This window comes from Microbacterium sp. SSM24 (assembly GCF_025989145.1).
Lineage (GTDB): Bacteria > Actinomycetota > Actinomycetes > Actinomycetales > Microbacteriaceae > Microbacterium.
Map to the genome: position 1 here is coordinate 344,468 of NZ_JAPDNQ010000002.1, position 23,596 is coordinate 368,063.

25 protein-coding genes are annotated in these 23,596 nt (G+C 69.9%); 15 read left to right on the forward strand and 10 right to left on the reverse strand.

Annotation, left to right across the window (positions count from 1 at the left end; translation table 11 throughout):
- Positions 1 to 26 precede the first annotated feature (26 nt).
- The 3 genes from OL358_RS13545 to OL358_RS13555 all read right to left on the reverse strand — a co-directional run bounded on the left by OL358_RS13545 (position 27) and on the right by OL358_RS13555 (position 3,128).
- The gene (locus tag OL358_RS13545) at positions 27 to 1,601 is read right to left on the reverse strand and encodes a Na+/H+ antiporter (RefSeq protein ID WP_264710595.1); all 1,575 of its coding nucleotides are present in this window, start codon (positions 1,599 to 1,601) and stop codon (positions 27 to 29) included.
- An 81-nt stretch (positions 1,602 to 1,682) separates the two neighbouring features.
- Positions 1,683 to 2,078 carry a dinucleotide-utilizing enzyme gene (locus OL358_RS13550; RefSeq protein ID WP_264710596.1) on the reverse strand — a complete coding sequence of 132 codons (396 nt, stop codon included), beginning with the start codon at positions 2,076 to 2,078 and terminating at the stop codon, positions 1,683 to 1,685.
- A gap of 96 nt (positions 2,079 to 2,174) precedes the next feature.
- Positions 2,175 to 3,128, reverse strand: a complete 954-nt coding sequence (locus OL358_RS13555) for a COX15/CtaA family protein (protein ID WP_264710597.1) — start codon at positions 3,126 to 3,128, stop codon at positions 2,175 to 2,177.
- A 265-nt stretch (positions 3,129 to 3,393) separates the two neighbouring features.
- Here OL358_RS13555 and sufB point away from each other — a divergent pair, with 265 nt between their 5' ends.
- The 13 genes from sufB (at position 3,394) to OL358_RS13620 (ending at position 16,720) form a co-directional block, all read left to right on the forward strand.
- The gene (sufB, locus tag OL358_RS13560) at positions 3,394 to 4,812 is read left to right on the forward strand and encodes a Fe-S cluster assembly protein SufB (protein WP_264710598.1); all 1,419 of its coding nucleotides are present in this window, start codon (positions 3,394 to 3,396) and stop codon (positions 4,810 to 4,812) included.
- A complete protein-coding gene (gene sufD / locus OL358_RS13565; protein ID WP_413631596.1) occupies positions 4,812 to 6,002 on the forward strand; it encodes a Fe-S cluster assembly protein SufD in 1,191 nt (396 codons plus the stop codon). The genes sufB and sufD overlap by 1 nt, the downstream gene beginning before the upstream one ends.
- Positions 5,999 to 6,328, forward strand: a complete 330-nt coding sequence (locus OL358_RS13570) for a non-heme iron oxygenase ferredoxin subunit (protein ID WP_264710599.1) — start codon at positions 5,999 to 6,001, stop codon at positions 6,326 to 6,328. The genes sufD and OL358_RS13570 overlap by 4 nt, the downstream gene beginning before the upstream one ends.
- 16 nt (positions 6,329 to 6,344) lie before the next feature.
- Entirely contained in the window at positions 6,345 to 7,139 is a 795-nt protein-coding gene (gene sufC, locus OL358_RS13575) for a Fe-S cluster assembly ATPase SufC (protein WP_264710600.1), read from the forward strand.
- 9 nt (positions 7,140 to 7,148) lie between these two features.
- The gene (locus OL358_RS13580) at positions 7,149 to 7,478 is read left to right on the forward strand and encodes a metal-sulfur cluster assembly factor (RefSeq protein ID WP_127475313.1); all 330 of its coding nucleotides are present in this window, start codon (positions 7,149 to 7,151) and stop codon (positions 7,476 to 7,478) included.
- A gap of 53 nt (positions 7,479 to 7,531) precedes the next feature.
- Positions 7,532 to 8,692, forward strand: coding sequence for a MalY/PatB family protein (locus tag OL358_RS13585; protein WP_413631598.1), 1,161 nt, complete (start codon positions 7,532 to 7,534; stop codon positions 8,690 to 8,692).
- Complete coding sequence (locus OL358_RS13590; RefSeq protein WP_264710601.1) at positions 8,689 to 10,065, forward strand: MFS transporter; 1,377 nt, start codon at positions 8,689 to 8,691, stop codon at positions 10,063 to 10,065. Before OL358_RS13585 ends, OL358_RS13590 begins: the two co-directional genes overlap by 4 nt.
- A gap of 66 nt (positions 10,066 to 10,131) precedes the next feature.
- The gene (locus tag OL358_RS13595; protein ID WP_264710602.1) at positions 10,132 to 11,076 is read left to right on the forward strand and encodes a siderophore-interacting protein; all 945 of its coding nucleotides are present in this window, start codon (positions 10,132 to 10,134) and stop codon (positions 11,074 to 11,076) included.
- Positions 11,073 to 12,083: a FecCD family ABC transporter permease gene (locus OL358_RS13600; protein ID WP_264710603.1), complete on the forward strand. Its 1,011-nt coding sequence runs from the start codon at positions 11,073 to 11,075 to the stop codon at positions 12,081 to 12,083. Before OL358_RS13595 ends, OL358_RS13600 begins: the two co-directional genes overlap by 4 nt.
- On the forward strand, positions 12,080 to 13,099 hold the full coding sequence (locus OL358_RS13605; RefSeq protein ID WP_264710604.1) for a FecCD family ABC transporter permease: 1,020 nt from the start codon (positions 12,080 to 12,082) through the stop codon (positions 13,097 to 13,099). Before OL358_RS13600 ends, OL358_RS13605 begins: the two co-directional genes overlap by 4 nt.
- The gene (locus OL358_RS13610) at positions 13,096 to 13,917 is read left to right on the forward strand and encodes an ABC transporter ATP-binding protein (RefSeq protein ID WP_264710605.1); all 822 of its coding nucleotides are present in this window, start codon (positions 13,096 to 13,098) and stop codon (positions 13,915 to 13,917) included. The genes OL358_RS13605 and OL358_RS13610 overlap by 4 nt, the downstream gene beginning before the upstream one ends.
- Before the next feature lie 20 nt (positions 13,918 to 13,937).
- Positions 13,938 to 14,972: an ABC transporter substrate-binding protein gene (locus OL358_RS13615; RefSeq protein WP_264710606.1), complete on the forward strand. Its 1,035-nt coding sequence runs from the start codon at positions 13,938 to 13,940 to the stop codon at positions 14,970 to 14,972.
- A 149-nt stretch (positions 14,973 to 15,121) separates the two neighbouring features.
- Positions 15,122 to 16,720: an ABC-F family ATP-binding cassette domain-containing protein gene (locus OL358_RS13620; protein ID WP_264710607.1), complete on the forward strand. Its 1,599-nt coding sequence runs from the start codon at positions 15,122 to 15,124 to the stop codon at positions 16,718 to 16,720.
- 31 nt (positions 16,721 to 16,751) lie between these two features.
- On the opposite strand, the gene OL358_RS13625 is transcribed toward OL358_RS13620, so the two are convergent.
- The 4 genes from OL358_RS13625 to OL358_RS13640 form a co-directional block, all read right to left on the reverse strand.
- Positions 16,752 to 17,639 (reverse strand): SURF1 family protein, encoded by an 888-nt coding sequence (locus tag OL358_RS13625; protein ID WP_264710608.1) that lies wholly within the window; start codon positions 17,637 to 17,639, stop codon positions 16,752 to 16,754.
- Positions 17,636 to 17,854, reverse strand: a complete 219-nt coding sequence (locus OL358_RS13630; protein ID WP_264710609.1) for a hypothetical protein — start codon at positions 17,852 to 17,854, stop codon at positions 17,636 to 17,638. The genes OL358_RS13625 and OL358_RS13630 overlap by 4 nt, the downstream gene beginning before the upstream one ends.
- Positions 17,851 to 18,258 carry a DUF3099 domain-containing protein gene (locus OL358_RS13635; protein ID WP_264710610.1) on the reverse strand — a complete coding sequence of 136 codons (408 nt, stop codon included), beginning with the start codon at positions 18,256 to 18,258 and terminating at the stop codon, positions 17,851 to 17,853. Before OL358_RS13635 ends, OL358_RS13630 begins: the two co-directional genes overlap by 4 nt.
- Positions 18,259 to 18,340: 82 nt before the next feature.
- On the reverse strand, positions 18,341 to 18,823 hold the full coding sequence (locus OL358_RS13640) for a DUF4190 domain-containing protein (RefSeq protein WP_264710611.1): 483 nt from the start codon (positions 18,821 to 18,823) through the stop codon (positions 18,341 to 18,343).
- A 112-nt stretch (positions 18,824 to 18,935) separates the two neighbouring features.
- On the opposite strand from OL358_RS13640, the gene fabG reads away from it, so the two are divergent.
- Entirely contained in the window at positions 18,936 to 19,646 is a 711-nt protein-coding gene (fabG, locus tag OL358_RS13645; protein WP_264710612.1) for a 3-oxoacyl-ACP reductase FabG, read from the forward strand.
- Between the two features lie 16 nt (positions 19,647 to 19,662).
- On the opposite strand, the gene OL358_RS13650 is transcribed toward fabG, so the two are convergent.
- From OL358_RS13650 to OL358_RS13660, 3 genes are read right to left on the reverse strand one after another with little or no spacing between them, the layout of a single operon-like run.
- Positions 19,663 to 20,358, reverse strand: a complete 696-nt coding sequence (locus tag OL358_RS13650; RefSeq protein ID WP_264710613.1) for an alpha/beta fold hydrolase — start codon at positions 20,356 to 20,358, stop codon at positions 19,663 to 19,665.
- A 37-nt stretch (positions 20,359 to 20,395) separates the two neighbouring features.
- Positions 20,396 to 21,037: a phosphoserine phosphatase SerB gene (gene serB / locus OL358_RS13655; protein WP_264710614.1), complete on the reverse strand. Its 642-nt coding sequence runs from the start codon at positions 21,035 to 21,037 to the stop codon at positions 20,396 to 20,398.
- Positions 21,038 to 21,081: 44 nt separating this feature from the next.
- Positions 21,082 to 22,326 carry a glucose-1-phosphate adenylyltransferase gene (locus OL358_RS13660; RefSeq protein WP_264710615.1) on the reverse strand — a complete coding sequence of 415 codons (1,245 nt, stop codon included), beginning with the start codon at positions 22,324 to 22,326 and terminating at the stop codon, positions 21,082 to 21,084.
- Positions 22,327 to 22,402: 76 nt separating this feature from the next.
- On the opposite strand from OL358_RS13660, the gene glgA reads away from it, so the two are divergent.
- The gene (gene glgA / locus OL358_RS13665; protein ID WP_264710616.1) at positions 22,403 to 23,596 is read left to right on the forward strand and encodes a glycogen synthase; all 1,194 of its coding nucleotides are present in this window, start codon (positions 22,403 to 22,405) and stop codon (positions 23,594 to 23,596) included.

The following is a 23,596-nucleotide window of genomic DNA, read 5'->3' on the forward strand; positions in this document are numbered from 1 at the left end:
CGGCGGCGGTCGTGGCGAGCCGCGGATCAGTCCTGTTTGGGGTACTGCGCCTTGAGTGCGGTCTCCTCGGCGTCGATCGCCTGCAGCGCGGCCATGATCGCCGGCTCCTGGTAGCGGCCCTCCCGACGGGCGTCGAGGACCGCTGAGCGCTCGGCGTCGAGCATGGCCCGGCGCAGCCGGAGCTTCGACTCGAGCTGCGGGATCGAGGCATCCGGCCCGTAGATGTCCAGCGTCTCGCCGAGGAACCCGGCATCCGTGCGCAGCAGTTCCACGATGCGGGCCTCGTCCGCGGGCGTGGCCTCGTCGTCGAGGCGACGGATGCCGGCTGCCCGCGCCTCGGCCATGAGGAGGCGCCGCTCGGTGAGCTCCTGGCTGAGACTCGGGCGCGGCAGGTGGAGGCGCCGGATGATCCACGGCAGCGCCAGACCGCCCACGAGGCTCGCGACGACGACGACGAACGCGAGGAACTGCAGGTACTCCCGTTCCGGCGTCTCCGGGGGGAGGAGGAACACGGCGGCGAGAGTGACGACCCCTCGCACGCCGGCCGACGCAACCGCGACGCCGTTTCCCCAGGCCCAGCTGCGCTCGCGCAGTCGGCGCGGCCCCTTCCGGTAGAGGAGTGTCGTGGCCATGACCCACGCGAAGCGCGAGACGACCAGAGCGAGGAGGATGCCGGCGCAGATCAGCACCGTCGGCCAGACACCCGGCCCGGTGGCGATCGCCCCCTCGAGGATTCCCCGCAGATTCAGTCCGATGAAGAGGAAGACGGCGTTCTCGAGGAGGAACTGGATCGTCTTCCAGTTGACCCGCTCGGCCACCCTGGCCTCCGCGGAAGCCACTGTCGGCGCCCGGAAGCCGAGGTAGAGGCCGGCGATCACGACCGCGAGCACGCCGGACGCGTGCACCACCTCGGCGAGGAGGAACGCGGCGAACGGCGTGATGAGGATGAGGCTCGTGTCGAGCACGGGGGAGTGCAGCTGCGCTCGTACGAGCGAGACGAGCCATCCCACGCCGAGCCCGATCGCGACGCCGGCCACGACGGCGATCGCGAAGTCGATCGCGATGTCCGCCGGCGTGACCACGCTCACGATCGCAGCGATCGACGCGTTGAGCGCCACGAGCGCCGTGGCGTCGTTGAGCAGGCTCTCCCCCTCGAGGATCGTCACGACCCGCCGGGGGAGTCCGAGGCGACCCGCGATCGCGGTGACGGCGATCGCGTCGGTCGGCGCGACCACGGCGGCGAACGCGAACGCGGCGGCCAGAGTGAGCGCCGGAACGAGGAGGTAGGTGGCGAAGCCGACCGCCACGACGGTGAAGGCGACCAGACCGACGGAGAGCAGCAGGATGCTGTCGCGGCGGGCGCGGACGTCGATGACGGACGTGCGGATCGCCGCGGCGAACAGCAGCGGCGGGAGGATGCCGTAGAGGATGAGGTCGGGATCGACCGTCACCTCGGGCACACCGGGCACGAACGAGACGATGCCGCCGACCGCGACGAGGGCGACCGGAGCCGACCAGCCGATGCGGCCGACGAGCCCGGTGACCGTGACCGTGGTCAGGACGAAAAGGACGATCCAGGTGATCGATTCGACAGGGTCCACGCCCTCAGTATCGGCCCGGAGACGCCGAAGGGGCGCGCCCGCCGGTCAGCCGGTCGGACGCGCCCCATGGGCAGTGGGAGGTCAGCGCGTGGTGCTGAGTTCCGCGGCGTCGGCCTCGACGGCCTGCGCCGATGCGTCGGCGTCGGCCGGAGCATCCGCCTCGGCGATGCTCTCGGTCTCCCAGTCGATGGGCTCGACGATCTCGACGGGCGGGACGGGACGCAGGCTCGCAGCGGCAGCCACGGCGAGCGAGATCAGGACGCCGACGATGCCGACGCCGAGCAGGATCGCGCCGAGCACGGCGACGGACTGGCCGACATAGACCTCGACGCCGGTCGCGGTGCCGTCGGTGAGGGTCGTGGTCATGACGCCGAGCTTGTCGACCAGGAGGGCCGCACCGCTGAGGGCGGTCGCCACGGAGGCGGCCACGAGTGCCCAGAAGGGGATGCTGCGGACCAGGCGGGGACGGGTAGGCATGGTGTTTCACTCCTCGATGCGCGACACGTTCGGCCGCGGCATCCGCCAGCTTTCCGTGCCGGCCCGAACAGGTGCTCGGTGTTTCCGATGAACCCGCTATGAATCCCGGACGGGCCGCTTGAGGTGAAGGACGACGACGGTCATCGTCGCGGCGGCCAGCGCCGCGAGCACCATGTGCACGCCGACGGCGAGCTCGGGGAGCCCGTTGCGCGCCTGGTAGAGGCCGACCGCGATCTGGACCAGTTCGACGGCCAGCAGCACGAGCGTCCAGCGCAGGAGCTTCGGCGCGGCCGCACGCGAGCGCCACGCGGCCACGACGAGCACGATCGTCAGCGCGAACAGCGCGTATCCCGGCCACGCGTGCACATGCTCGAGGAGCTCCGCGTTGAAGCCGTTGCGGCCGGCATCGGCGTCGCCGGAATGCGGTCCGGCACCCGTCGTGAGCACGCCGAATGCGATTGTGAGCGCCATGACCAGGGTCGTGAGGTGAGTGAGGACCGCCTGCCAACGAGGGACGGCGAGCGTTCGGGCGCCACCGGGCTGCGACATCCGCACCAGGAAGGCCGCCGTGACGCACACCAGCGCGAGCGATGCGACGTAGTGGAAGCCGACGATGAACGGGTTGAGTCCGGTGAGCACCGTGATGCCGCCGACGATCGCCTGCGCGGCGACCCCGCCGAGCACGACGACCGCGAGCGCGTAGAGGTCGCGGCGCTCGTGGCGCAGCTTCAGCACCAGCACGACGACGATGGCTGCGACGATGCCGACGACGCCCGTCATGAGCCGGTTGCCGAACTCGATGATCTGATGGATGCCTTCATCGACGCCGGGCACGGGGACGAGCGACTCGGCCGTGCACAGCGGCCACGTCGGGCAGCCGAGGCCGGAGCCGGTGAGGCGCACGGCGCCACCGGTTCCGATGATCGTCACCTCGGTGAGGAACGAGAGCCACGCGAAGATCCTGATGCGGCGATCGATCCGGTCGGGCAGCCAGTTCCAGAATCGGCGCCACACGCCCGGGCGGGCCGTCGTCGTCTGCTCGGCGGACATGCTGCTCGTAGCCTCCTGGGGAAAGTCCGGCCGCGGGGCGGGCAGGACGCGGAGCGTCCGGAGCCGGGCCGGTACCTGTAGAATCGAGGGGTCGGTCGCGCGCAGGGAGCCGTGAGGTTCGGGCGCTGCGACACTGACAGTCTAGGCGCGATGGTCAGCGCCGAATGAGAGGGCCCACGAGCGGCATCCCCCTCCGGTAACTCCACCGGAGGAGCTGGAATGCCGGGGCGGATGACACCGCCAGGGCCCGGAGGAGAACGTGACGATGTCTGATGTGCTGATCGACCGCCCGGAACTCGAAGGCCTCGGTGTCTACGAGTTCGGCTGGCACGACACCGATGCCGCCGGCGCCGTCGCGCAGCGCGGCATCAACGAGAACGTCGTCCGCGGCATCTCGTCCCTCAAGAGCGAGCCGGAATGGATGCTCAAGACCCGGCTCAAGGGCTACCAGCTGTTCGGCCGCAAGCCGATGCCGACCTGGGGTGCGGATCTCAGCGAGATCGACTTCGACAACATCAAGTACTTCGTGCGCTCGACCGAGAAGCAGGCGGGCTCCTGGGAGGAGCTCCCCGAAGACATCCGCAACACCTACGAGCGCCTGGGCATCCCCGAGGCCGAGCGTCAGCGTCTCGTCGCCGGTGTGGCCGCGCAGTACGAGTCCGAGGTGGTCTACCACCAGATCAACGAGCAGCTCGAGGCCCAGGGCGTCATCTTCATGGACACCGACACGGCTCTGCGTGAGCACCCGGAGTTCTTCGAGGAGTATTTCGGCACGGTCATCCCGGCCGGCGACAACAAGTTCGCAGCCCTCAACACGGCGGTCTGGTCGGGCGGATCGTTCGTCTACGTGCCGCCGGGCGTGCACGTCGAGATCCCGCTGCAGGCGTACTTCCGCATCAACACCGAGAACATGGGCCAGTTCGAGCGCACGCTCATCATCGCCGACGAGGGCTCGTACGTGCACTACATCGAGGGCTGCACCGCTCCGATCTACAAGAGCGACTCCCTCCACTCCGCCGTGGTCGAGATCATCGTGAAGAAGAACGCGCGCGTTCGCTACACGACGATCCAGAACTGGTCGAACAACGTCTACAACCTCGTCACCAAGCGCGCCGTCGCCCACGAGGGCGCGACGATGGAGTGGATCGACGGCAACATCGGCTCGAAGGTGACGATGAAGTACCCGTCCATCTTCCTGGTGGGCGAGCACGCCAAGGGAGAGACGCTCTCGGTGGCCTTCGCCGGTCCCGGCCAGCACCAGGACGCCGGCGCGAAGATGATCCACATGGCGCCGTACACGCAGTCCTCGATCGTCTCGAAGTCGATCGCCCGCGGCGGAGGCCGAGCCGGCTACCGCGGCGAGGTCCGAGTGGATGCCAACGCGCACCACTCGGCGAACACGGTGCGCTGCGACGCGCTGCTGGTCGACACGATCTCGCGCTCCGACACGTACCCCGCCATCGACATCCGCGTCGACGATGTGCAGCTCGGCCATGAGGCCACCGTCTCCAAGGTCAGCGAGGAGCAGCTCTTCTACCTGATGAGCCGTGGCATGCCGGAGGACGAGGCGATGGCCATGATCGTCCGCGGCTTCATCGAGCCGATCGCTCGTGAGCTGCCCATGGAGTACGCGCTCGAACTGAACAAGCTCATCGAGATGGGCATGGAAGGATCCGTCGGCTAGTGAGTTCCGTGACCCAGGCCCCTGTCACCGTCCCCGGTGCCCAGGGCCACACCGATGGTGCCGGCGCGTTCGTTCCGGTGCAGACGCGCTCCGAGCGGTTCAGCTCGTACGACCCGGCCGCCTTCGCGGCGCCGACAGGTCGCGAGGTGAACTGGAAGCACACGCCGATCGATCGGCTCCAGCCGCTGTTCGCCGACGAGGCCGGACGCCACGGCGTCATCGAGGTCGAGGTCGCGGCGCCCGAAGGGCTCGTCCAGCAGCGGCTCGCCCACGGCGAGGCCCCGCGCGGCGAGGTGTTCCGCCCCGAGGACCTGCCCGCGGCGATCGCCTGGAAGCAGGAGACCGAGGCGCCGCTGCTGCGGATCCCGGCCGGCGCAGAGTACGCCGAGCCGATCATGGTGAACCTGCACGGCACGGGCGGACTCGCCCACGCTCACGTCGTCATCGAGGCCGAGGCGAACTCCCACGCCACCATCGTGTTCCGTCACACCGGCACGGCTCAGCACGCGCAGAACCTCGAGATCATCGTGCGCGACGGCGCCCACCTCACCGTGATCTCCGTCCAGGAGTGGGACGACGACGCCGTGCATGCCGCATCCCACCAGGCGCGCGTCGAGCGCGACGCCACCCTCCGCCACGTCATCGTCAGCTTCGGCGGCGCGGTCGTGCGCGTGAACCCGAGCGTCGAGCTCGCGGGCACCGGCTCGCGCGGCGAGCTCTACGGGCTCAGCTACTCGGATGCCGGGCAGCACCTCGAGAGCCAGGTGTACCTGCACCACAAGGGGGCCGAGACCGTCGGCGACGTGCTCTACAAGGGCGCCCTGCAGGGATCCGGCGCACGCAGCGTGTGGATCGGCGACGTGCTCATCGGGCCCGATGCGGTCGGCACCGACTCGTACGAGGCGAACCGCAACCTCGTGCTCACCGACGGCGCACGCGCCGAGTCGATCCCGAACCTCGAGATCGAGACCGGCGACATCCGAGGTGCCGGTCACGCCAGCGCGACGGGCCGATTCGACGACGAGCAGCTGTTCTACCTGCAGGCTCGTGGCATCGAGGAGGCCGAAGCGCGCCGCCTCGTGGTGCTCGGCTTCCTCGCCGAGATCATCCAGAAGATCGGCGTCGCCGAGATCGAGACCGAGCTGTACTCGGCCGTCGAGGACGAGCTCGCTCGGGAGGTCGCCCGATGACCACCCAGCGCGCGTGCGCCCTCAGCGAGCTCGTCCAGGACGAGGCCCACCGCGTCGAGCTCGACGGCGTGGCGATCTCCGTGGTGCTCGACTCCAACGGAGAGGTGCACGCGATCGGCGACACCTGCACGCACGGCGACATCTCGCTCGCCGACGGCTTCGTCGACGGCGACACGCTCGAATGCTGGGCGCACGGCTCGGCGTTCTCGCTGCGCACCGGAAAACCCCTCAATCTCCCCGCGTACGAGCCGGTCCCGGTCTTCGCGGTCACCATCGACGGCGATGACGTGCTCATCGACCCTGCCGTCACGCTCGAAGTGAACTGAAGAAGGTACTGAAACGATGTCTGTCCTCGAGATCCGAGACCTCCACGTGACGGTCGAAACGGATGCCGGCACCACGCCGATCCTCAACGGTGTGACGCTCACGATCCGCACCGGCGAGACCCACGCCATCATGGGCCCGAACGGCTCGGGCAAGTCGACGCTCGCGTACACGATCGCGGGGCACCCGAAGTACACGGTGACGAGCGGCTCCATCACGCTCGACGGCGAGGACGTCCTCGAGATGTCGGTGGACCAGCGCGCCCGCGCAGGTCTCTTCCTCGCCATGCAGTACCCCGTGGAGATCCCGGGCGTGACGGTGACGAACTTCCTGCGCACCGCCAAGACCGCGATCGACGGCGAGGCGCCGGCGATCCGCACATGGACCAAAGACGTCAAGTCGTCGATGAAGAACCTGCGCATGGACCCGAAGTTCGCGCAGCGCAACGTGAACGAGGGCTTCTCGGGTGGCGAGAAGAAGCGCCACGAGATCCTTCAGCTCGAGCTGCTCCGCCCGCAGATCGCGATCCTCGACGAGACCGACTCGGGTCTCGATGTCGACGCGCTCAAGGTCGTGTCGGAGGGCGTGAACCGCGCGAAGGAGCAGACCGACCTGGGTGTGCTGCTCATCACGCACTACACGCGCATCCTGCGCTACATCCGCCCGGACTACGTCCACGTGATGGTCAGCGGCCGCATCGCCGAGGAGGGCGGCCCCGAGCTGGCCGACCGTCTCGAGGATGAGGGCTACGACCGTTACCTCCCCGCCGGCGCGGAAGAGCCGGCCGAGGCCCCCGTGGCCGGCGAAGCATAGAATCGTTACATGACCGCAACGCTCACACCCGAGAAGTACGACGAGGTCACCGAGGCTCTCAAGGACGTCATGGACCCCGAGCTGGGGATCAACGTCGTCGACCTGGGGCTCATCTACGACCTCGGGTGGGACGACGAGAACGACGCCCTGGTCATCCACATGACGCTGACGTCGGCGGGGTGCCCGCTCACCGACGTGCTCGAGGAGCAGACCGCGCAGGCGCTCGACGAGGTCGTGGACCGCTTCCGCATCAACTGGGTCTGGATGCCGCCGTGGGGCCCCGAGCGGATCACCGACGACGGCCGCGACATGATGCGGGCGCTCGGCTTCGCGATCTGACACACAAGGTCACGCCGGGGCGCGGCATCCGTCGTCCTCGTTACTCTCATCGGGTGCGCGTGATCACCCCGCTTCAGGCTCTTCCGCTCGACCAGCTGCGTCAGCGGTCGAGCACGAAGTGGCGCAAATTCGGGGACGACGTCCTGCCGCTGTTCGTCGCCGAGACGGACTACCCCCAGGCGCCCGCGATCCGCGAGGCACTGTCGCGCGCCGTCGCCTCCGGGGACACCGGATACACCCCGCCGGAGCCGGGCGTCGCCGACGCGTACGCCGGTTTCGCGGAGCGGCGATTCGGCTGGACCGTCGACCCTGGCCGCATCCGCACGACGTGCGATGTGATGATGGCCGTCGTCGAACTGCTGCGCCGTGTGACCGCACCGGGAGATCGGGTCATCATCAACCCCCCGGTGTATCCGCCGTTCTTCGACGTCGTCCCCGAAGCGGGTGCGGTTGTCGAGAGCGTGCCGCTCGTCGACACCGGTGCCGGCTGGGAGCTCGACCTCGTGGGGATCGAGGCCGCGCTGGCGGCGGGAGCGCGGGCCGTACTGCTGTGCAATCCGCACAATCCGACGGGCACCGTGCACTCTCGGGAGACCCTCGCCACCCTCGCCGACCTGGCCGAGCGATACGGCGCGACGGTCATCAGCGACGAGATCCACGCGCCGCTGACCAACCTGGGGGCGACCTTCACCCCGTTCCTCGACGCCTCACCGGTCGCCGCGCGCGTGGGCTACGCCGTCGTCAGCGCGAGCAAGGCGTTCAATCTCGCCGGGCTCAAGTGCGCGCTCATGGTGACGGCTGACGATGCCACGTCGGCGCTCGTACGAGAGCTGCCCGACGAGATCGAGTGGCGCACCGGCCTGTTCGGCGCGATCTCGGCGGTCGCGGCCTTCTCGCCGGAGAGCGACGCGTGGCTCGATGCCCAGCTCGCCGCGCTCGACGCGAACCGCCTGCTCCTCAGAGAGCTTCTCGGTGAGCACGTGCCCGGAGCGCGATATCGCGTGCCCGACGCGGGGTTCCTCGCGTGGGTCGATCTGACGTCGCTGGGATGGGGCGACGACCCCGCCGAGAAGATCCGGCGCGAGGCCCGAGTCGCCGTGCTCCAGGGGCCGTTCTTCGGGGTGGAGGGCAACGGGCATGTCCGCATCAACTTCGGCTGCTCGCCCGACGTTCTGACCGAGGCTGTCCGCAGGATCGGTAGCCTGGTCGGATGAGCTCCGCACCCGTCGATTCCCCGGCGGGTGTCTGGCAGGCGAAGTACGTCTGGGTCACGGTCGGCGCGGTCGCGCTGATCTTCCTCGCGGCGATGCAGTCCCTTGCCGTCACGACGGTGATGCCGATCGTCAGCGCCGATCTCGACGGTGACGCCCTCTACGCAGTGGCCTTCGCGGGAACCCTCGCGACGAGCGTGATCGGAATGGTCGCGGTGGGCGCCTGGTGCGATCGCGGGGGAGTGCTCGCGCCGCTCACGACCGCCGTGGTGCTGTTCGTCATCGGACTCGTGGTCGCCGGACTCGCGCCGACCATGGAGTGGCTGGTGGTCGGCCGCCTCGTGCAGGGGCTCGGCACCGGCGGTCAGACCGTCGCCCTCTACGTGGTCGTCGCGCGGGTGTATCCCGCGAACCTCCACGGGCGGGTCTTCGCGGCGTTCTCGGCGGCGTGGGTCGTGCCCTCCCTCATCGGCCCCTTCCTTGCAGGCGCCGTCACCGAGTTCCTGCACTGGCGCTGGGTGTTCCTCGGCGTCGCCGTGCTCACCGTGGCGGCGTTCGCGCTGGTGGTGCTCCGGCTGCACGGGCTTCCGCTGCACACCGATGATCCGGCGACGGGGCGCGTCGCACCGCGCCTCGCCTGCGCCGTGGCCGTCGCCGGCGGTGCGCTCGCGCTGAGTCTGGCGGGCAGTCTCGGTGCGTACGCGGGAGTCGTGGTCGCGGCATCCGTCGTCGTCATCGCCCTCGCGTCGAGGCCGCTCCTTCCGCGCGGCACACTGCGCGCCGTTCGGGGGCTCCCGAGTGTCGTGCTGATGAGGGGACTCATCGCAGGGTCGCTGTTCGGCGCGGAGATCTACGTGCCGTACCTGCTCATCGATCACTACGGGTTCTCGCCCACCTGGGCGGGGCTGGGCCTCACGACCGCGGCGATCGCGTGGGCTGCCGCCGCCGATGTGCAGGGGCGGTTCGGCGACCGCATGGGCAACGCCCGCATCACCGTGATCGGGACGAGCCTGCTGGTCGCAGCGACTGCGATCGCGGCGATCACGGCAGCGCTCGCGCTGCACCCGGCGGTGCTCATCGCGGGGTGGTCGCTCGCCGGCGCCGGTATGGGACTGATGTACCCCCGGCTCACCGTGCTGACGCTCGCGTATTCGACTCCGCAGAACCAGGGGTTCAATTCGTCGGCCCTGTCGATCTCGGACTCGGTCGGTGCGGCGACGGCGATCGCGGCGATGGGACTGGTCTTCACGGCACTCGCGGGATCGGATGCCGCCTTCCCCGCCGTGTTCGCGATCGCTGCTGGTCTCGCCGCCCTGGCGCTCGTACCGGGCCTGCGGATGGGGCACGCGCATGAGTCGCCGGCCCGCGCGGCATGACGGAGTGATGACGTCGGGATGACGACGGGATTTGGGCAGCAGGGCAGGTAAGGCTAGCCTTACCATGTGAGTTCCTCGAGCGCCCTGGCCACACGCCCCGCGTACCGCCCGTACGCCGCGACCGTCGCCGACGTCCACCGGCTGTCGCCCCACTTCGTGCGGGTGACGTTCACCGGCGCGGACTTCGGTGTCTTCGGCACCGCCGGCCTCGACCAGCGCATCAAGCTCATCCTTCCGCTCGCGGACGGGACCGTCAGCGACATCGGCCAGCACGACGAGGCGATCATCGACGCGGGGGACTGGTACGCGATCTGGCGTGATCTGCCCGCCGCGACGCGCAGTCCGCTTCGCACCTATACGGTCCGCCGGGTCGACCCCTCCTCGCGTCGCCTCGTCGTGGATTTCGTCGTTCACCACGACGCCGGCCCTGCCGGAGCGTGGGCAGAGGCCGCGTCGGTCGGCCAGGAGATCGTGATCGTCGGCCCCGACCAGCGCAGCGATGGATACCGGCTCGGTCTCGACTGGCATCCCGGAACGGCGAGGCGTGTGCTGCTCGCGGGAGATGAGACCGCGGCCCCGGCGATCAGCGGCATCCTCGAGTCGCTGGACGACTCCTGCGAGGTCGACGCCTTCATCGAGGTGCCGACGGACGCCGATCGACTCACACTGGACCTTCCCTCATCCTTCCGTGTCACGTGGATTCCGCGCGAGTCGCGCGAGCACGGCTCCGCTCTCACCGAGGCCGTGTCGGCGTGGAGCGCGCGCTCCGGCGACGTCCTCGCGCGCGCCGCCGCTGCGCGGGTCCAGGAGCTGGCGGATGTCGACGTGGACGTCGATCTCCTGTGGGACAGCCCCGAAGACTCCGACGGCGAGTTCTACGCGTGGATGGCCGGCGAGTCCGCGATGGTCAAGGGCCTGCGCCGTCACCTCGTCCAGGGGTGCGGAGTCGACCGCAAACGCGTCGCGTTCATGGGGTACTGGCGCCTCGGGCAGTCCGAGCGACAGGAATGAGCACTGCTCGCGATCGGCGCGGGCTGCTCTTCCTGATCCTCGCCATCGCCCTGCTCGCCGGGATGGTGGTCGTCAGCCTCATGGTCGGAGCGCGCGCGGTGCCGCCATGGGTGGTGATCGAGGCATTCCTCCGCCCCGACCCCGACTCGGCCGACCACGTGGTGATCCTGAGCCAGCGGGTGCCGCGCACGGTGATCGGCATCCTCGCCGGCGCCGCACTCGCCTTGGCGGGCACGCTCATGCAGGGTCTCACGCGCAATCCGCTGGCGGATCCCGGTCTTCTCGGCATCAACGCGGGCGCCGCGGTGGCGGTTCTCGGCGCGATCACCATCCTGGGCGTCACGTCGCCGTCCGGATTCGTCTGGTTCGCGTTCGTGGGCGCCGCCGTCGCCGCGGTCCTCGTCGCGCTGATCGGCTCCCGCGGCCCCGACGGCTCGAGCCCCGCGAAGCTCGCGCTCACCGGTGCGGCTGTGACCGCCGGGCTCACGGCCGTGAGCACTCTCATCCTCACGACGTCGATCACCGCGTTCGACGTCTTCCGGTACTGGCAGGTCGGCGGCCTGACGGCGCGTGGCCTCGACACGGTCGCCGTCGTCGCGGTGCCGATCCTCGTCGGCGCGATCATCGCGTTCACGTCCGCGCGCGGGTTGGACCTCCTGGCGCTCGGAGACGACACCGCCACCGGGCTCGGCCACAGCGTGGCGCGCACGCGTGCGCTCGGCATCGTGGCGACGGTCCTGCTGTGCGGCGGCGCCACCTCGATCGCGGGGCCGATCGTGTTCGTCGGACTTCTCGTGCCGCACGCCCTGCGTGCTCTCGTCGGCGGTGACTACCGCTGGCTCCTCGCGATCGGCGCCCCGGCCGGAGCGATCGTGCTGCTGGCGGCCGATGTGATCGGTCGCGTGATCGCGCTCCCGGGCGAGGTGCAGGCGGGACTCGTCGTCGCCTTCGTCGGTGCTCCCGTGCTCATCGCGATCGTCCTCAGACCTGGGCGGGTGACGCTATGACCTCGCCGGTGCTCGAGATCCGCGCACGTGCGCGACGGCGCCGCACCCTCGTGGTCGGCGGCGTGCTGCTGGCCGTCGCGATCCTGGCGATCGTGTCGCTGTCGATGGGCGACTATCCCATCTCGCCGGCGGACGTCTGGATCACGCTCTGGGGCGGGGGTGATCGCCCCCAGTCGTTCGTCGTCTTCCAGGTGCGACTGCCCCGACTGGCGATGGCGGTGCTCGTCGGCGCTGCTCTCGGCGCCGCGGGTGGTCTGCTGCAGTCCCTCCTGCGCAACCCGCTGGCCAGCCCCGATCTGCTGGGCATCAGCGGGGGCGCCGGCGCAGCGGCCGTCTTCGCGCTGCTGACGCTCGGGCTCGGGGGGCCGCTCCTGGCGGCCGCGGCGTTCATCGGCGGTATCGTCGTCGCGGCATTCCTGCTGCTGGCCGGCCGGCACCGTTCCGACGGCGGCTATCGACTGATCCTCGCCGGCGTCGGGGTCTCCTTCCTGTGCATCTCGATCACCGGCTACCTCATGGTGCGCGCAAAGGTCGAGCTCGCCCAGGCAGCGCTCATCTGGCTGACCGGAAGCCTCGCATCGACGCCGTGGTGGAATGTCGCCACCGTCGCCGTCGTGGTCGTCTTCGCCGCGCCAGCGGTCGTGGCGTGCTCACGCTGGCTGCCGCTGACCCAGATGGGCGCCGCCACCGCTGCATCTCTCGGCGTGCGCAGCGCGACGGTGCGCACCGTGACGGTGTTCACCGCGGTGCTCCTCACGGCCGTCACGTGCGCGTTCGTCGGGCCGATCTCCTTCATCGCGCTGTGCGCACCGGCCATCGCCCGCCCCCTCCTCGGCCACGGCGCCATCGGCATCGGGACCAGCGCGGCCGTCGGTGCGGCGCTCCTCACGGCGGCAGACCTCGTGGCACAGTTCGCCATTCCCGGAATGTCGGTGCCCGTGGGCGTCGTGACCGGTGCGATCGGCGCGGTCTTCCTGCTGTGGCTCCTGGCCACGTCGAAAGGACGGAACCTGTGACTCCCGCCTCCGCGCCGCGGCTGAGCGCCCGCGCTCTCTCAGCCGGCTACCCCGGGCGCACCGTCATCGAGGGACTCGACCTCGACATCGCTCCCGGTCGCATCACGATGATCATCGGCGCCAACGCGTGCGGCAAGTCCACGCTGCTGAGCGTCCTCGCTCGCGTCAACGCACCGCTGGCGGGAGCAGTGGAGCTCGACGGCGCCGATGTGTCCACGCTGTCGCGCCGCCGCTTCGCGCAGAGCGTGGGACTGCTGCCGCAGCATCCGACCTCGCCCGACGGGCTGACGGTCGCCGAGCTCGTCTCGCGCGGACGGCACCCGCACCGCGGGGTGTTCCAGCGATGGAGCGCCGCAGACACCGCGCGCGTGGATGACGCGATGGCGCGCACCGGCGTCGCCGCGCTGGCCGACCGCCCGATCGGCGACCTCTCGGGCGGGCAGCGTCAGCGCGTCTGGATCGCGATGGCGCTCGCCCAGGAGCCTCGCGTGCTTCTCCTGGACGAGCCGACCACGTTCCTCGACCTCAGCCATCAGATCGAGGTCCTCGATCTGCTGCGCGACCTCAACCGCAGCGACGGCACGACCATCGTCGTGGTGCTCCACGAGCTCAACCTCGCGGCACGCTATGCCGATGAGCTCGTCGTGATGAGCGGTGGCCGCGTGGTCGCCCACGGCGCCCCCACCGACGTTCTCACCCGTGAAGTGGTCTCGCAGGCGTTCGACCTCGACGCCCTCGTGATCCCTGACCCGCTGACCGCCACGCCCCTCGTCATCCCGATCCCCGGCGGCGCGCACGCTGCCGCGGACGAGGTGTGACTCCACCGAAAGGAAACAGCATGACCCTCCGAACCTCACGTCTGGCCACCCTGGCGGCTCTCACCGTCGCCGGCGGCCTCGTGCTCTCCGGCTGCGCAGGCTCCGCGGAGCCCGGCTCCTCCGCGTCTGCGCCTGCCGGGTCTGCGGACGCCTTCCCCGTCACCTTCGAGCACATGTACGGCGAGACGGTCATCGAAGAAGCGCCCGAGCGTGTCGCGACGTGGGGATGGGGTGCCACCGACGCGGTGCTGGCACTCGGCGTCGTTCCGGTCGCGATCCCGTCGTCCGAGTACGGCGGCGGGGACAACCGCATCACCCCGTGGGTCGAGGACGCCCTCGCAGATCTGGGCGCCGACGACCCCATCCTGCTGGACAACTCGGCCTTCGAGCTGTCGGTCGAGGAGCTCCTCGCCGCCGACCCCGATGTGCTGGTCGCCTCGTACTCCGGCCTCACGCAGGAGGAGTACGACGCCGTGACGGCCGCGGGTATCCCGGTCGTCGCGCCCGAGGAGGCGCTCTGGTCCACGCCGTGGCGCGACGTCATCAGCGACACCGGCCGCGCGCTCGGGCTCGAGACGGAAGCGGAGGGGATCCTCGACGAGCTCGATCAGCAGATCGCGGACGCCGCAGCCGAGAACCCGGACTTCGAGGGAACCACGATCGCCTACGCGGACGATGACGTGGACACGTTCTACCTCTACCTGCCCGCGGACCCGCGCGTCGAGATCCTCGAGGACCTCGGCTTCGTGAGCGCCCCCGCCGTGACCGAACTCGACAACGGCGAGTCCACGTTCTACACGACCGTCAGCAGCGAGAACCTCGATCAGGTCATCGCCGACGTGCTTTTCACCCAGGCCGAGACGCAGGAGGACCTCGATGCGTTCCTGGCGTCCGACCGCGGCCAGCTGATCCCTGCGGTCGCTGCCGGCGCAGTCGCGCCGATCGTCGGCGAAGAGAACGTCGCCGCCGTCTCGCCGACGGCGCTGACGCTGCCGTGGCTGCTGCCGGAGATGGTGAAGCAGCTCGCTGCCGCCACCGCGACCGCTCAGGGCTGATCACCTGACACCCGCGAGGGCCCCGGCCGCCCGGCCGGGGCCCCCGTTCGTCGCGGAGGGCTCGACTCGCGCACCCCCGAGGCGACCTATACTGGGAGGCTGGCCGTTCGGCCACCTCACCCATCCACCGAAGGAACGGACGTTTCGCTGTGCTCGCCGTGCACGACCTCGAGATCCGCGTGGGCGCCCGCGTCCTCATGTCCGACGTGTCGTTCCGCGTTTCCGCGGGCGACAAGATCGGACTCGTGGGCCGCAACGGTGCCGGCAAGACGACGCTGACCAAGGTTCTCGCCGGCGACCTCATCCCCGCCGACGGCAAGGTCGAGCGCACCGGCGAACTGGGCTACCTTCCGCAGGACCCCCGCTCGGGCGACCCGTCGATGCTGGCGCGCACGCGCATCCTCGACGCGCGCGGTCTCGGGACTCTGGCGATCGAGATGCATGACGCGGCTCTGGCGATGGGTGACGACGACGAGAAGGTCGCCAACAAGGCGATGAAGCGCTACGCGCACCTCACGGAGCGTTTCGAGGCGCTCGGCGGGTACACCGCCGAGGCGGAGGCTGCGACGATCTCGCACAATCTGTCGCTGCCCGACCGTCTGCTCGACCAGCCGTTGAGCACGCTCTCGGGCGGTCAGCGCCGGCGCATCGAGCTCGCCCGCATCCTCTTCTCGAACGCCGACTCGATGATCCTCGATGAGCCCACCAACCACCTCGACGCCGACAGCGTGGTGTGGCTGCGCGAATTCCTCAAGAACTATCGCGGCGGCCTCATCGTGATCAGTCACGACGTCGAGCTCGTCGGTGAGACGGTCAACCGCGTGTTCTACCTCGACGCGAACCGCCAGGTCATCGACACCTACAACATGAACTGGAAGAACTACCTGCGTCAGCGGGTGGCCGACGAGGAGCGCCGCAAGAAGGAGCGCGTCAACGTCGAGAAGAAGGCCACCCAGCTGCAGATGCAGGCTGCCCGCTTCGGTGCGAAGGCCTCCAAGGCCGCCGCCGCGCACCAGATGGTCGCGCGCGCCGAGAAGATGTTGTCCGGCCTCGACGACGTGCGCCAGGAGGAGCGCGTGGCGAAGCTGCGGTTCCCCAAGCCGTCACCCTGCGGCAAGACGCCGCTCATGGCCTCTGGTCTGTCGAAGTCGTACGGGTCGCTGGAGATCTTCACGGACGTCGACCTCGCGATCGACCGGGGATCGAAGGTCGTGATCCTCGGTTTCAACGGCGCGGGCAAGACCACGCTGCTGCGGATCCTGGCCGGTGTGGACCAGCCCGACACCGGAAGGCTCGAGCCCGGCCACGGACTGAAGATCGGGTACTACGCGCAGGAGCACGAGAACCTCGACGTGAACCGCTCGGTGCTCGAGAACATGATGTCGGCAGCCCCCGACATCACGGCGACCGATGCGCGCAAGGTGCTCGGCTCGTTCCTCTTCACCGGCGACGACGTGCTCAAGCCGGCGGGGGTGCTCTCCGGAGGCGAGAAGACGCGACTCTCGCTCGCGACGCTCGTGGTCTCGAGCGCGAACATGCTGCTGCTCGATGAGCCGACGAACAACCTCGATCCCGCCTCGCGCGAAGAGATCCTGGGGGCCCTCTCGCACTACGAGGGCGCGGTCGTGCTCGTGTCGCACGACGAGGGCGCGGTGGAGGCGCTCAACCCCGAGCGCGTGCTCATCCTGCCCGACGGCGTCGAAGACATCTGGGGCCGCGACTACGCGGATCTCGTCACGCTCGCGTGACGAGATCTCCCGGTGGTTGAGTAGCAGCGGCTCAGCGACCGGTTGCGTCGAGCAGGGCGTCCTCGTCCTCGGCGTCCCGGTCACGACGAGCGGATGCCGCGCGCGTCCTCGCGGGCCCGGCTTCGTCCTGCGCGTCCTCGGCGTCCTCCGCATCCTCTCGCCGGTGGCGCCGTTCGGTGCGGATGACGTACGTGATGAAGACGAAGCCCATGATCGCGAAGAGAATCCACTGGATCGCGTAGGACAGGTGCGGCCCGGGATCGGCTGAAGGGTCCTCGAGCGGTTGCGGCGCGGTCGCGGGCGCGGGGTCCTCCGACACCATGACGCCATATGCGCCGAGTTCGATGGCCCTGGCCGTCCCGGCCGAGCTCGATTCGGCGATGAACGGCAGATTGATCGTCGGCACCTGGCCTTCGGGGGCGGACCTGCCCGACGCGGGGAGCGGCTCGCCGGGTTTGAGCCGCGCGATGACGGTCACCCGGCCATCGGGAGGCTCGGGCACGACCTCGGGTGCCGGCTGGTCGTCACCCGGGGGAACCCAGCCGCGGTCGATGACCAGCACTCGGCCGTCGTCGAGCCGGAACGGCACGAGCACCTCGTACGCCGCCGTTCCGCCGTGAGGCCGATTGCGCGCGAGGAGCTGCTCGTCCGCCAGGTACTCGCCGACGAGCGCGACGGGACGCCACTGGTCGCCGGCGGAGAACTCGCCTCCGGCCGGGATCAGCTCGTCGAGGGGCACCGGTTCGGCGTCGTAGTTGGCCTCGACCAGCGCGAGCTGGGCCGAGCGCTCCTCGTTCCGCGAGAACTGCCAGTGGGACAGAAATGCGCAGGCGATGGCGAAGGCGACGGCGAGGGCGATGTAGATCGCCCAGCGCCCCGCCTTCGGCAGGTTCTGCATGCTGACTTCGCGACGGCTCATCGCGCGGACTCCGTCGGCGCGGCGTCGAGCGCGGCCACGGTCACCGGGAAGTTCCGGGCGGCGAGGAACTCGCGGAGGTAGTCGCGGTGCTGGTCGCAGGCGACCCACGTCTTGGTGCGGTCGGCCGCGTGGATCTTGGGGTTGCGCCAATCGATGCGCCACAGCGCGTCGGCGCGGCAGCCGGCCCGCGAGCACATCGCCGCATCGGCGGTCATGCGGGTCCGTCCGCGTCGCGGTCATCCGGCGTCTGATCGCCGTCGAGTCGTCTGCTGTCGCCGCGCCCGTCTTCGACGGCTCGCGTCTCCTCGAGACGGATCACGCCGCCCTCGGCGGGGCGTGCCGCCGGCGCGGCGGGCAACGCGCGCTCCGGGTCCTCCCGGCGGTTGCGTCGCGCCTCTTCACCGACGTTCGCGAGAACGACGGCGATGTAGGGAAGGAAGATCGCCGCGGCGCCGAGAACCCACGTGTACCAGCCGTAGGGAGTGATCAGGACCATGAGGACGAAGCACGCGATGCGGATGCCCATGAGCACCAGATAGCGGGTCGAGCGCGCGTCGACGTCGTCACGTGGCGCTCGGGGCAGCGACGTGGCGGACTGGGCCCGGCTCGAACTCTTCACTGTCCCTCCAGCCTACGCCGCGCAGCCCCTCCGGTCGCCCGGTTCGGGCTGCCGGAGGGGCTGCGTTCGCGCGTGCGCCCGGTCAGGAGAACGACGAGGGCGAGAGCGTCGCGAAGTAGGCGATGAACGCGAAGAACGCGATGGTGCCGAGGATCGTGAGGGCGAGACCGACCCAGCCGATGATCGTGCCGGCGAGGGCGAGACCGCGGCCCTCCTCGCCGTTCGTCTTGAGCTGGTTGAGCGACATGTGCCCGGTGATCACGCCGACGATCGAGCCGATGAACGGGAGGATGACGAAGGCCGAGATCGACGCGATGAGCGACACGATCGCGAGCGTGTTCGTCTTGGCCGGGGCGCCGTAGCCATGGGCGGGTGCGCCGTACTGAGGCGCTGCGGCGTACTGGGGTGCGGCCGCGTACTGCGGCGCCGCCCCGTACGCCGGGGGGGCGCCGTATGCCGGGGGAGCGGCGGGCGGACCGCTCTGCGCGGGGGGCGGGTACGCGCCGGGAGGCGGCGGGTAGGCGGCCGGCTGGGGTGCGGCGGGGTCGGGGATGTTGTCGCTCACGGGAGGACCTCTCTTCGAATGTCGCTCCCAGCGTCCCAGCGCACGTCGCGGAGTGTCAAACGCCGCGCCGCTAGGCTGGGGCGATTCCGTCACACACCTTGGGAGCACCACCATGTCCAGCGATCGCGTCGTCCTCGTCACCGGCGGAAACCGCGGCATCGGCCGTGCCATCGCCGAGCGCTTCGTCGCCCAGGGGTACAAGGTCGCCGTGACCGCGCGCTCCGGTGAGGGCCCGGAGGGCACGCTCACCGTGCGCGCGGACGTGACGGATGCCGCCGCCGTCGACGCCGCATTCACCGAGGTCGAGAACACCCTCGGTCCGATCGGGATCGTCGTCGCGAACGCCGGAGTGACCAAGGACACGCTGCTGCTGCGCATGACCGAGGAGGACTTCGACAGCGTGGTCGCGACCAACCTCGGCGGAGCGTTCCGCGTCGTCAAGCGAGCCTCCAAGGGGATGCTGCGCGCGAAGTGGGGACGCGTCGTGCTCATCTCGAGCGTCGTCGGCCTGTACGGGTCGGCCGGGCAGATCAACTACGCCGCGTCGAAGAGCGCGCTCGTCGGCTTCGCCCGCTCGCTGACCCGTGAGCTCGGCGCCCGGGGGATCACGGCGAACGTCGTGGCGCCGGGCTTCATCGAGACCGACATGACGGCTGCTCTTGACGACGGAACACAGGCCGAGTACAAGAAGAACATCCCCGCCGGCAGATTCGCGACCGCCGATGAGGTGGCTGGTGTCGTCGCGTGGATCGCGTCCGACGACGCCGCCTACATCTCCGGCGCCGTGATTCCCGTCGACGGCGGTCTGGGCATGGGCCACTGACCGCGCTGCACCGCGCCTAGCGGTCCACGGCGTCGAGGATCGCCCGAGCCACTCCGTCGGGCTGCGAGAACTGCGGCCAGTGCCCTGACCCGAGACGGATCACCTCGGCGGATTCGATCGCCGAGAACTCGTCGCCGAAGGGACCCCACTGCGAGACGGCGGCGCGGAACTCGGCGTCGTCCATGCCGCCCATGAGGAGCGTGACCGGGACGCCGTGACGCCGTGATCCCTCGAGTGCGATGGGATCGGTCGGCACCTTCGCAGGCACGCTGTGCGTGCGAGCCGCCCACTTCTCGCGCACCGCGGCATCGAGATCGGCGACCTCGGGCTCCTCGAAGAAGTCCCAGCCCGGGAAGGGAACGACGCCGTCGACGAGGTCGAACTCGGAGATGCCGTGTCCGTTCGGCGGCGGGACGGTGTCGACGAAGATCACGCGGGTGACGGCATCCGCCCTCGCCTCGGCCGCCGCCCAGACGACGTTGCCACCGCCGCTGTGGCCGACCAGCACGACGGGAGCGCCGGCCGCGTCGATCTCGGCCACGACGGCATCGACCCAGTGCTGGATGCCGATGTCGGCGGACTCGTGCGCCGGCTCACCCACCCCTGGAAGCGTGAGCGGGCGCGCCGTGTGACCCGCCTGCTCGAGGGCGGGAGTCACGTCTTCCCACGAGGAGGCGTCGAGCCAGAGACCGGGAACGAGGATGATGTCCATGCCCCGACGCTAGCCGCGGCATCCGACATTCGCGCGGTCAGGGGAGCAGGGCCACGACCTCGGCGAGATCCACCGGCCCGACGACGACGTCTGCCTGCGCGCGCACGGCGGGCTTGGCGTTGAACGCCACCCCCAGTCCCGCGACGGCCATCATGTGCAGATCGTTCGCGCCGTCGCCGATCGCGATCGTGCGCGAGAGCGGCACGCCGGCCTCCGCCGCCCATTCCCGGAGCGCGGACGCCTTTCCCGCCGCATCCACGACCCGTCCGTCCACGACACCACTGAGGGCGCCGCCCGCCGTCGCGAGCCGGTTGGCGCGCCAGACATCCACACCGAGGCGGGGGGCCACGGTGTCGAGGATCTCGTGGAAGCCCCCTGACACCACACCCACGCGGCCGCCGCGCTCGTGAACCGCGGAGATGAGGCCGTGCACGCCCGGCGTGGGCTCGACCCGGCTGAGCACGCGCGAGAACGCCGCGACAGGCACCCCGGCCAGCTCCTTCACCCGCGCGCGCAGACTCGTGGCGAAGTCGACTTCGCCCCTCATGGCCGCTTCGGTCGCCGCGGCGACCTCGGGCCCGCGCCCCGCCTCATCGGCGATCAGTTCGATGACCTCGTTGCGGATGAGAGTCGAGTCGGCGTCGAGCACGACGAGGAAGCGCGCGCGGGGGAGAGGCATCCTCCCACGCTAGCGGCGGAGGATGCCGGCATCCCAACCCGCGGTCACCGTGCGACGCGGACGCCCTTGCCCACCACGGTGATGCCGGTGTCGGTCACGGTGAAGCCCCGCGCCAGGTCCTTGTCACGGTCGACTCCGACCGTCGCACCCTCGGCGAGGATCACGTTCTTGTCGAGGATCGCCCGGTGGATGCGGGCTCCCGCGCCGACCTGCACGTGATCGAACAGCACGGAGTCCGTGATCGTCGAGCCGCCGCCGGCGAGGGTCCAGGGACCCACCACGCTGCGCTCGAGGTGCGTCCCCGAGAGCACAGAGCCGAGCGACACGATCGAGTCGATGGCGTTGCCGATGCGGCCGACCGAGTCGCGCACGAACTTCGCCGGCGGCGAGTTCACGGCCTGCGAGTGGATCGGCCAGTCGGTGTTGTAGAGGTTGAAGATCGGGAGCGTCGAGATGAGATCGCGGTGTGCGTCGAAGAAGGACTCGATCGTCCCCACGTCGCGCCAGTAGTAGCGATCGCGATCGGTCGAGCCGGGCACGTCGTTGCGGTTCATGTCGTACACGCCCGCCTCGCCCCGACCGACGAAGTACGGGACGATGTCGCCGCCCATGTCGTGGTTGGACGTCGGCAGCTCGCCGTCGGACTCGACGGCTTCGATGAGCGCGTCCGTGTTGAAGATGTAGTTGCCCATCGAGGCCAGCACCTCACCGGGCGAGTCCGCGAGTCCCGTGGGGTTCTGGGGCTTCTCGAGGAACTCCTTGATGCGCGTGGGGTCGCTCTTGTCGACGTCGATGACGCCGAACTGGTTGGCCAGCCCGATGGGCTGACGGATGCCGGCAACCGTCGCCCGCGCACCGGACTCGATGTGCGCAGCCAGCATCTGGCGGAAGTCCATGCGGTAGACGTGGTCGGCGCCGATGACGACGACGATGTCGGGCTGCTCGTCGTTGATCAGGTTGAGGCTCTGCAGGATCGCGTCGGCCGAGCCCGAGAACCATCGCTTCCCCAGGCGCTGCTGCGCCGGGACGGATGCCACGTACGAGTCGAGGAGCGCCGACATCCGCCACGTCTGGGAGATGTGGCGGTCGAGGCTGTGCGACTTGTACTGGGTCAGCACCACGACCTGACGCAGCCCGGAGTTGATGAGGTTCGAGATCGCGAAGTCGATCAGCCGGTACTGCCCTCCGAAGGGCACGGCGGGTTTCGCTCGATCGGCCGTGAGGGGCATCAATCGCTTGCCCTCGCCGCCGGCGAGGATGATTCCGAAGACCTTCGGCGCTGCAGGCATGCCACCACCCTAGGGGGCAGGTCCGAACCCGGGTAGCGGGTTTTCCCGGTGCGTCGCGTGTACTAGGTTTCGTCCCATGCGCGTGGACATCGTGACGAAGGAGTACCCGCCCGAGATCTACGGTGGCGCGGGGGTGCACGTCACCGAGCTGGTCAAGGCGCTGCGCGAGTCACTGGACGTCCGGGTGCGCGCTTTCGGCGCGGAGCGCGACGAGGAGGGCACCACCTCGTACGGCGTGCCCGCGGAACTGAACACCGCGAACGCGGCCGTCCAGACCCTCGGCACCGACCTGGAGATCGTGACGGATGTCGCGGGCGCCGACGTCGTGCACAGCCACACTTGGTACGCGAACTTCGCCGGACACCTCGCGTCCCTGCTCCACGGCATCCCGCACATCGTCACCGCGCACAGTCTCGAGCCCCTGCGGCCCTGGAAGGCCGAGCAGCTGGGAGGCGGATACGCCGTCTCGAGCTGGATCGAGAAGACCGCCTACGAGGGCGCCGCGGCGATCGTCGCGGTCAGCGAAGGCATGCGCCAGGACATCCTGCGCAGCTACCCGTCGCTGGATCCCGACGATGTCAGGGTCATCTACAACGGCATCGACGTCGAGTCGTGGCATCCGGTCGAAGACCTGACCCTGCTGGCCGGGCTCGGCATCGATGCCTCGCGTCCGTCCGTGGTCTTCGTCGGGCGGATCACGCGCCAGAAGGGTCTGCCGTACTTCCTGCGTGCCGCCGAGCGACTCCCCGCCGACGTGCAGGTCGTGCTCTGCGCCGGTGCCCCCGACACGCCGCAGATCATGGCCGAGGTCGAGGAGCTCGTGCGCGGACTCCAGCGCACGCGCGACGGCGTCGTGTGGATCGATCGGATGCTGTCCCGCCACGAGCTCTGCACGGTCCTCACCGCCGCCACGACGTTCGTGTGCCCGTCGGTGTACGAGCCGCTGGGCATCGTGAACCTCGAGGCGATGGCGTGCGGCGCCGCCGTCGTGGGGACGGCGACCGGTGGCATCCCGGAGGTCGTCGTCGACGGCGTCACGGGGCGTCTCGTTCCGATCGACCAGGTGCAGGACGGCACCGGCACGCCGACCGATCCCGAGAAGTTCGTCGAGGATCTCGCCGCCGTGCTCACCGAGGTCGTGTCGGATCCTGAGCGCGCGCGAGCATACGGACGGGCCGGCCGCGAGCGGGCGACGAACGACTTCAGCTGGCAGAGCATCGCCGACCAGACGGCCGCGCTGTACGCGGAGGTGACCGCGTCCGGCCGATAG

What these genes read in the sequence shown, in the direction of transcription:
- OL358_RS13550 (WP_264710596.1), bottom strand. Translation starts at nt 2,078, where the DNA reads ATGCCTACCCGTCCCCGCCTGGTCCGCAGCATCCCCTTCTGGGCACTC.
- OL358_RS13555 (WP_264710597.1), bottom strand. Translation starts at nt 3,128, where the DNA reads ATGTCCGCCGAGCAGACGACGACGGCCCGCCCGGGCGTGTGGCGCCGA.
- sufB (WP_264710598.1), top strand. Translation starts at nt 3,394, where the DNA reads ATGTCTGATGTGCTGATCGACCGCCCGGAACTCGAAGGCCTCGGTGTC.
- OL358_RS13570 (WP_264710599.1), top strand. Translation starts at nt 5,999, where the DNA reads ATGACCACCCAGCGCGCGTGCGCCCTCAGCGAGCTCGTCCAGGACGAG.
- sufC (WP_264710600.1), top strand. Translation starts at nt 6,345, where the DNA reads ATGTCTGTCCTCGAGATCCGAGACCTCCACGTGACGGTCGAAACGGAT.
- OL358_RS13580 (WP_127475313.1), top strand. Translation starts at nt 7,149, where the DNA reads ATGACCGCAACGCTCACACCCGAGAAGTACGACGAGGTCACCGAGGCT.
- OL358_RS13590 (WP_264710601.1), top strand. Translation starts at nt 8,689, where the DNA reads ATGAGCTCCGCACCCGTCGATTCCCCGGCGGGTGTCTGGCAGGCGAAG.
- OL358_RS13600 (WP_264710603.1), top strand. Translation starts at nt 11,073, where the DNA reads ATGAGCACTGCTCGCGATCGGCGCGGGCTGCTCTTCCTGATCCTCGCC.
- OL358_RS13605 (WP_264710604.1), top strand. Translation starts at nt 12,080, where the DNA reads ATGACCTCGCCGGTGCTCGAGATCCGCGCACGTGCGCGACGGCGCCGC.
- OL358_RS13615 (WP_264710606.1), top strand. Translation starts at nt 13,938, where the DNA reads ATGACCCTCCGAACCTCACGTCTGGCCACCCTGGCGGCTCTCACCGTC.
- OL358_RS13625 (WP_264710608.1), bottom strand. Translation starts at nt 17,639, where the DNA reads ATGAGCCGTCGCGAAGTCAGCATGCAGAACCTGCCGAAGGCGGGGCGC.
- OL358_RS13630 (WP_264710609.1), bottom strand. Translation starts at nt 17,854, where the DNA reads ATGACCGCCGATGCGGCGATGTGCTCGCGGGCCGGCTGCCGCGCCGAC.
- fabG (WP_264710612.1), top strand. Translation starts at nt 18,936, where the DNA reads ATGTCCAGCGATCGCGTCGTCCTCGTCACCGGCGGAAACCGCGGCATC.
- OL358_RS13650 (WP_264710613.1), bottom strand. Translation starts at nt 20,358, where the DNA reads ATGGACATCATCCTCGTTCCCGGTCTCTGGCTCGACGCCTCCTCGTGG.
- serB (WP_264710614.1), bottom strand. Translation starts at nt 21,037, where the DNA reads ATGCCTCTCCCCCGCGCGCGCTTCCTCGTCGTGCTCGACGCCGACTCG.
- OL358_RS13660 (WP_264710615.1), bottom strand. Translation starts at nt 22,326, where the DNA reads ATGCCTGCAGCGCCGAAGGTCTTCGGAATCATCCTCGCCGGCGGCGAG.
- glgA (WP_264710616.1), top strand. Translation starts at nt 22,403, where the DNA reads ATGCGCGTGGACATCGTGACGAAGGAGTACCCGCCCGAGATCTACGGT.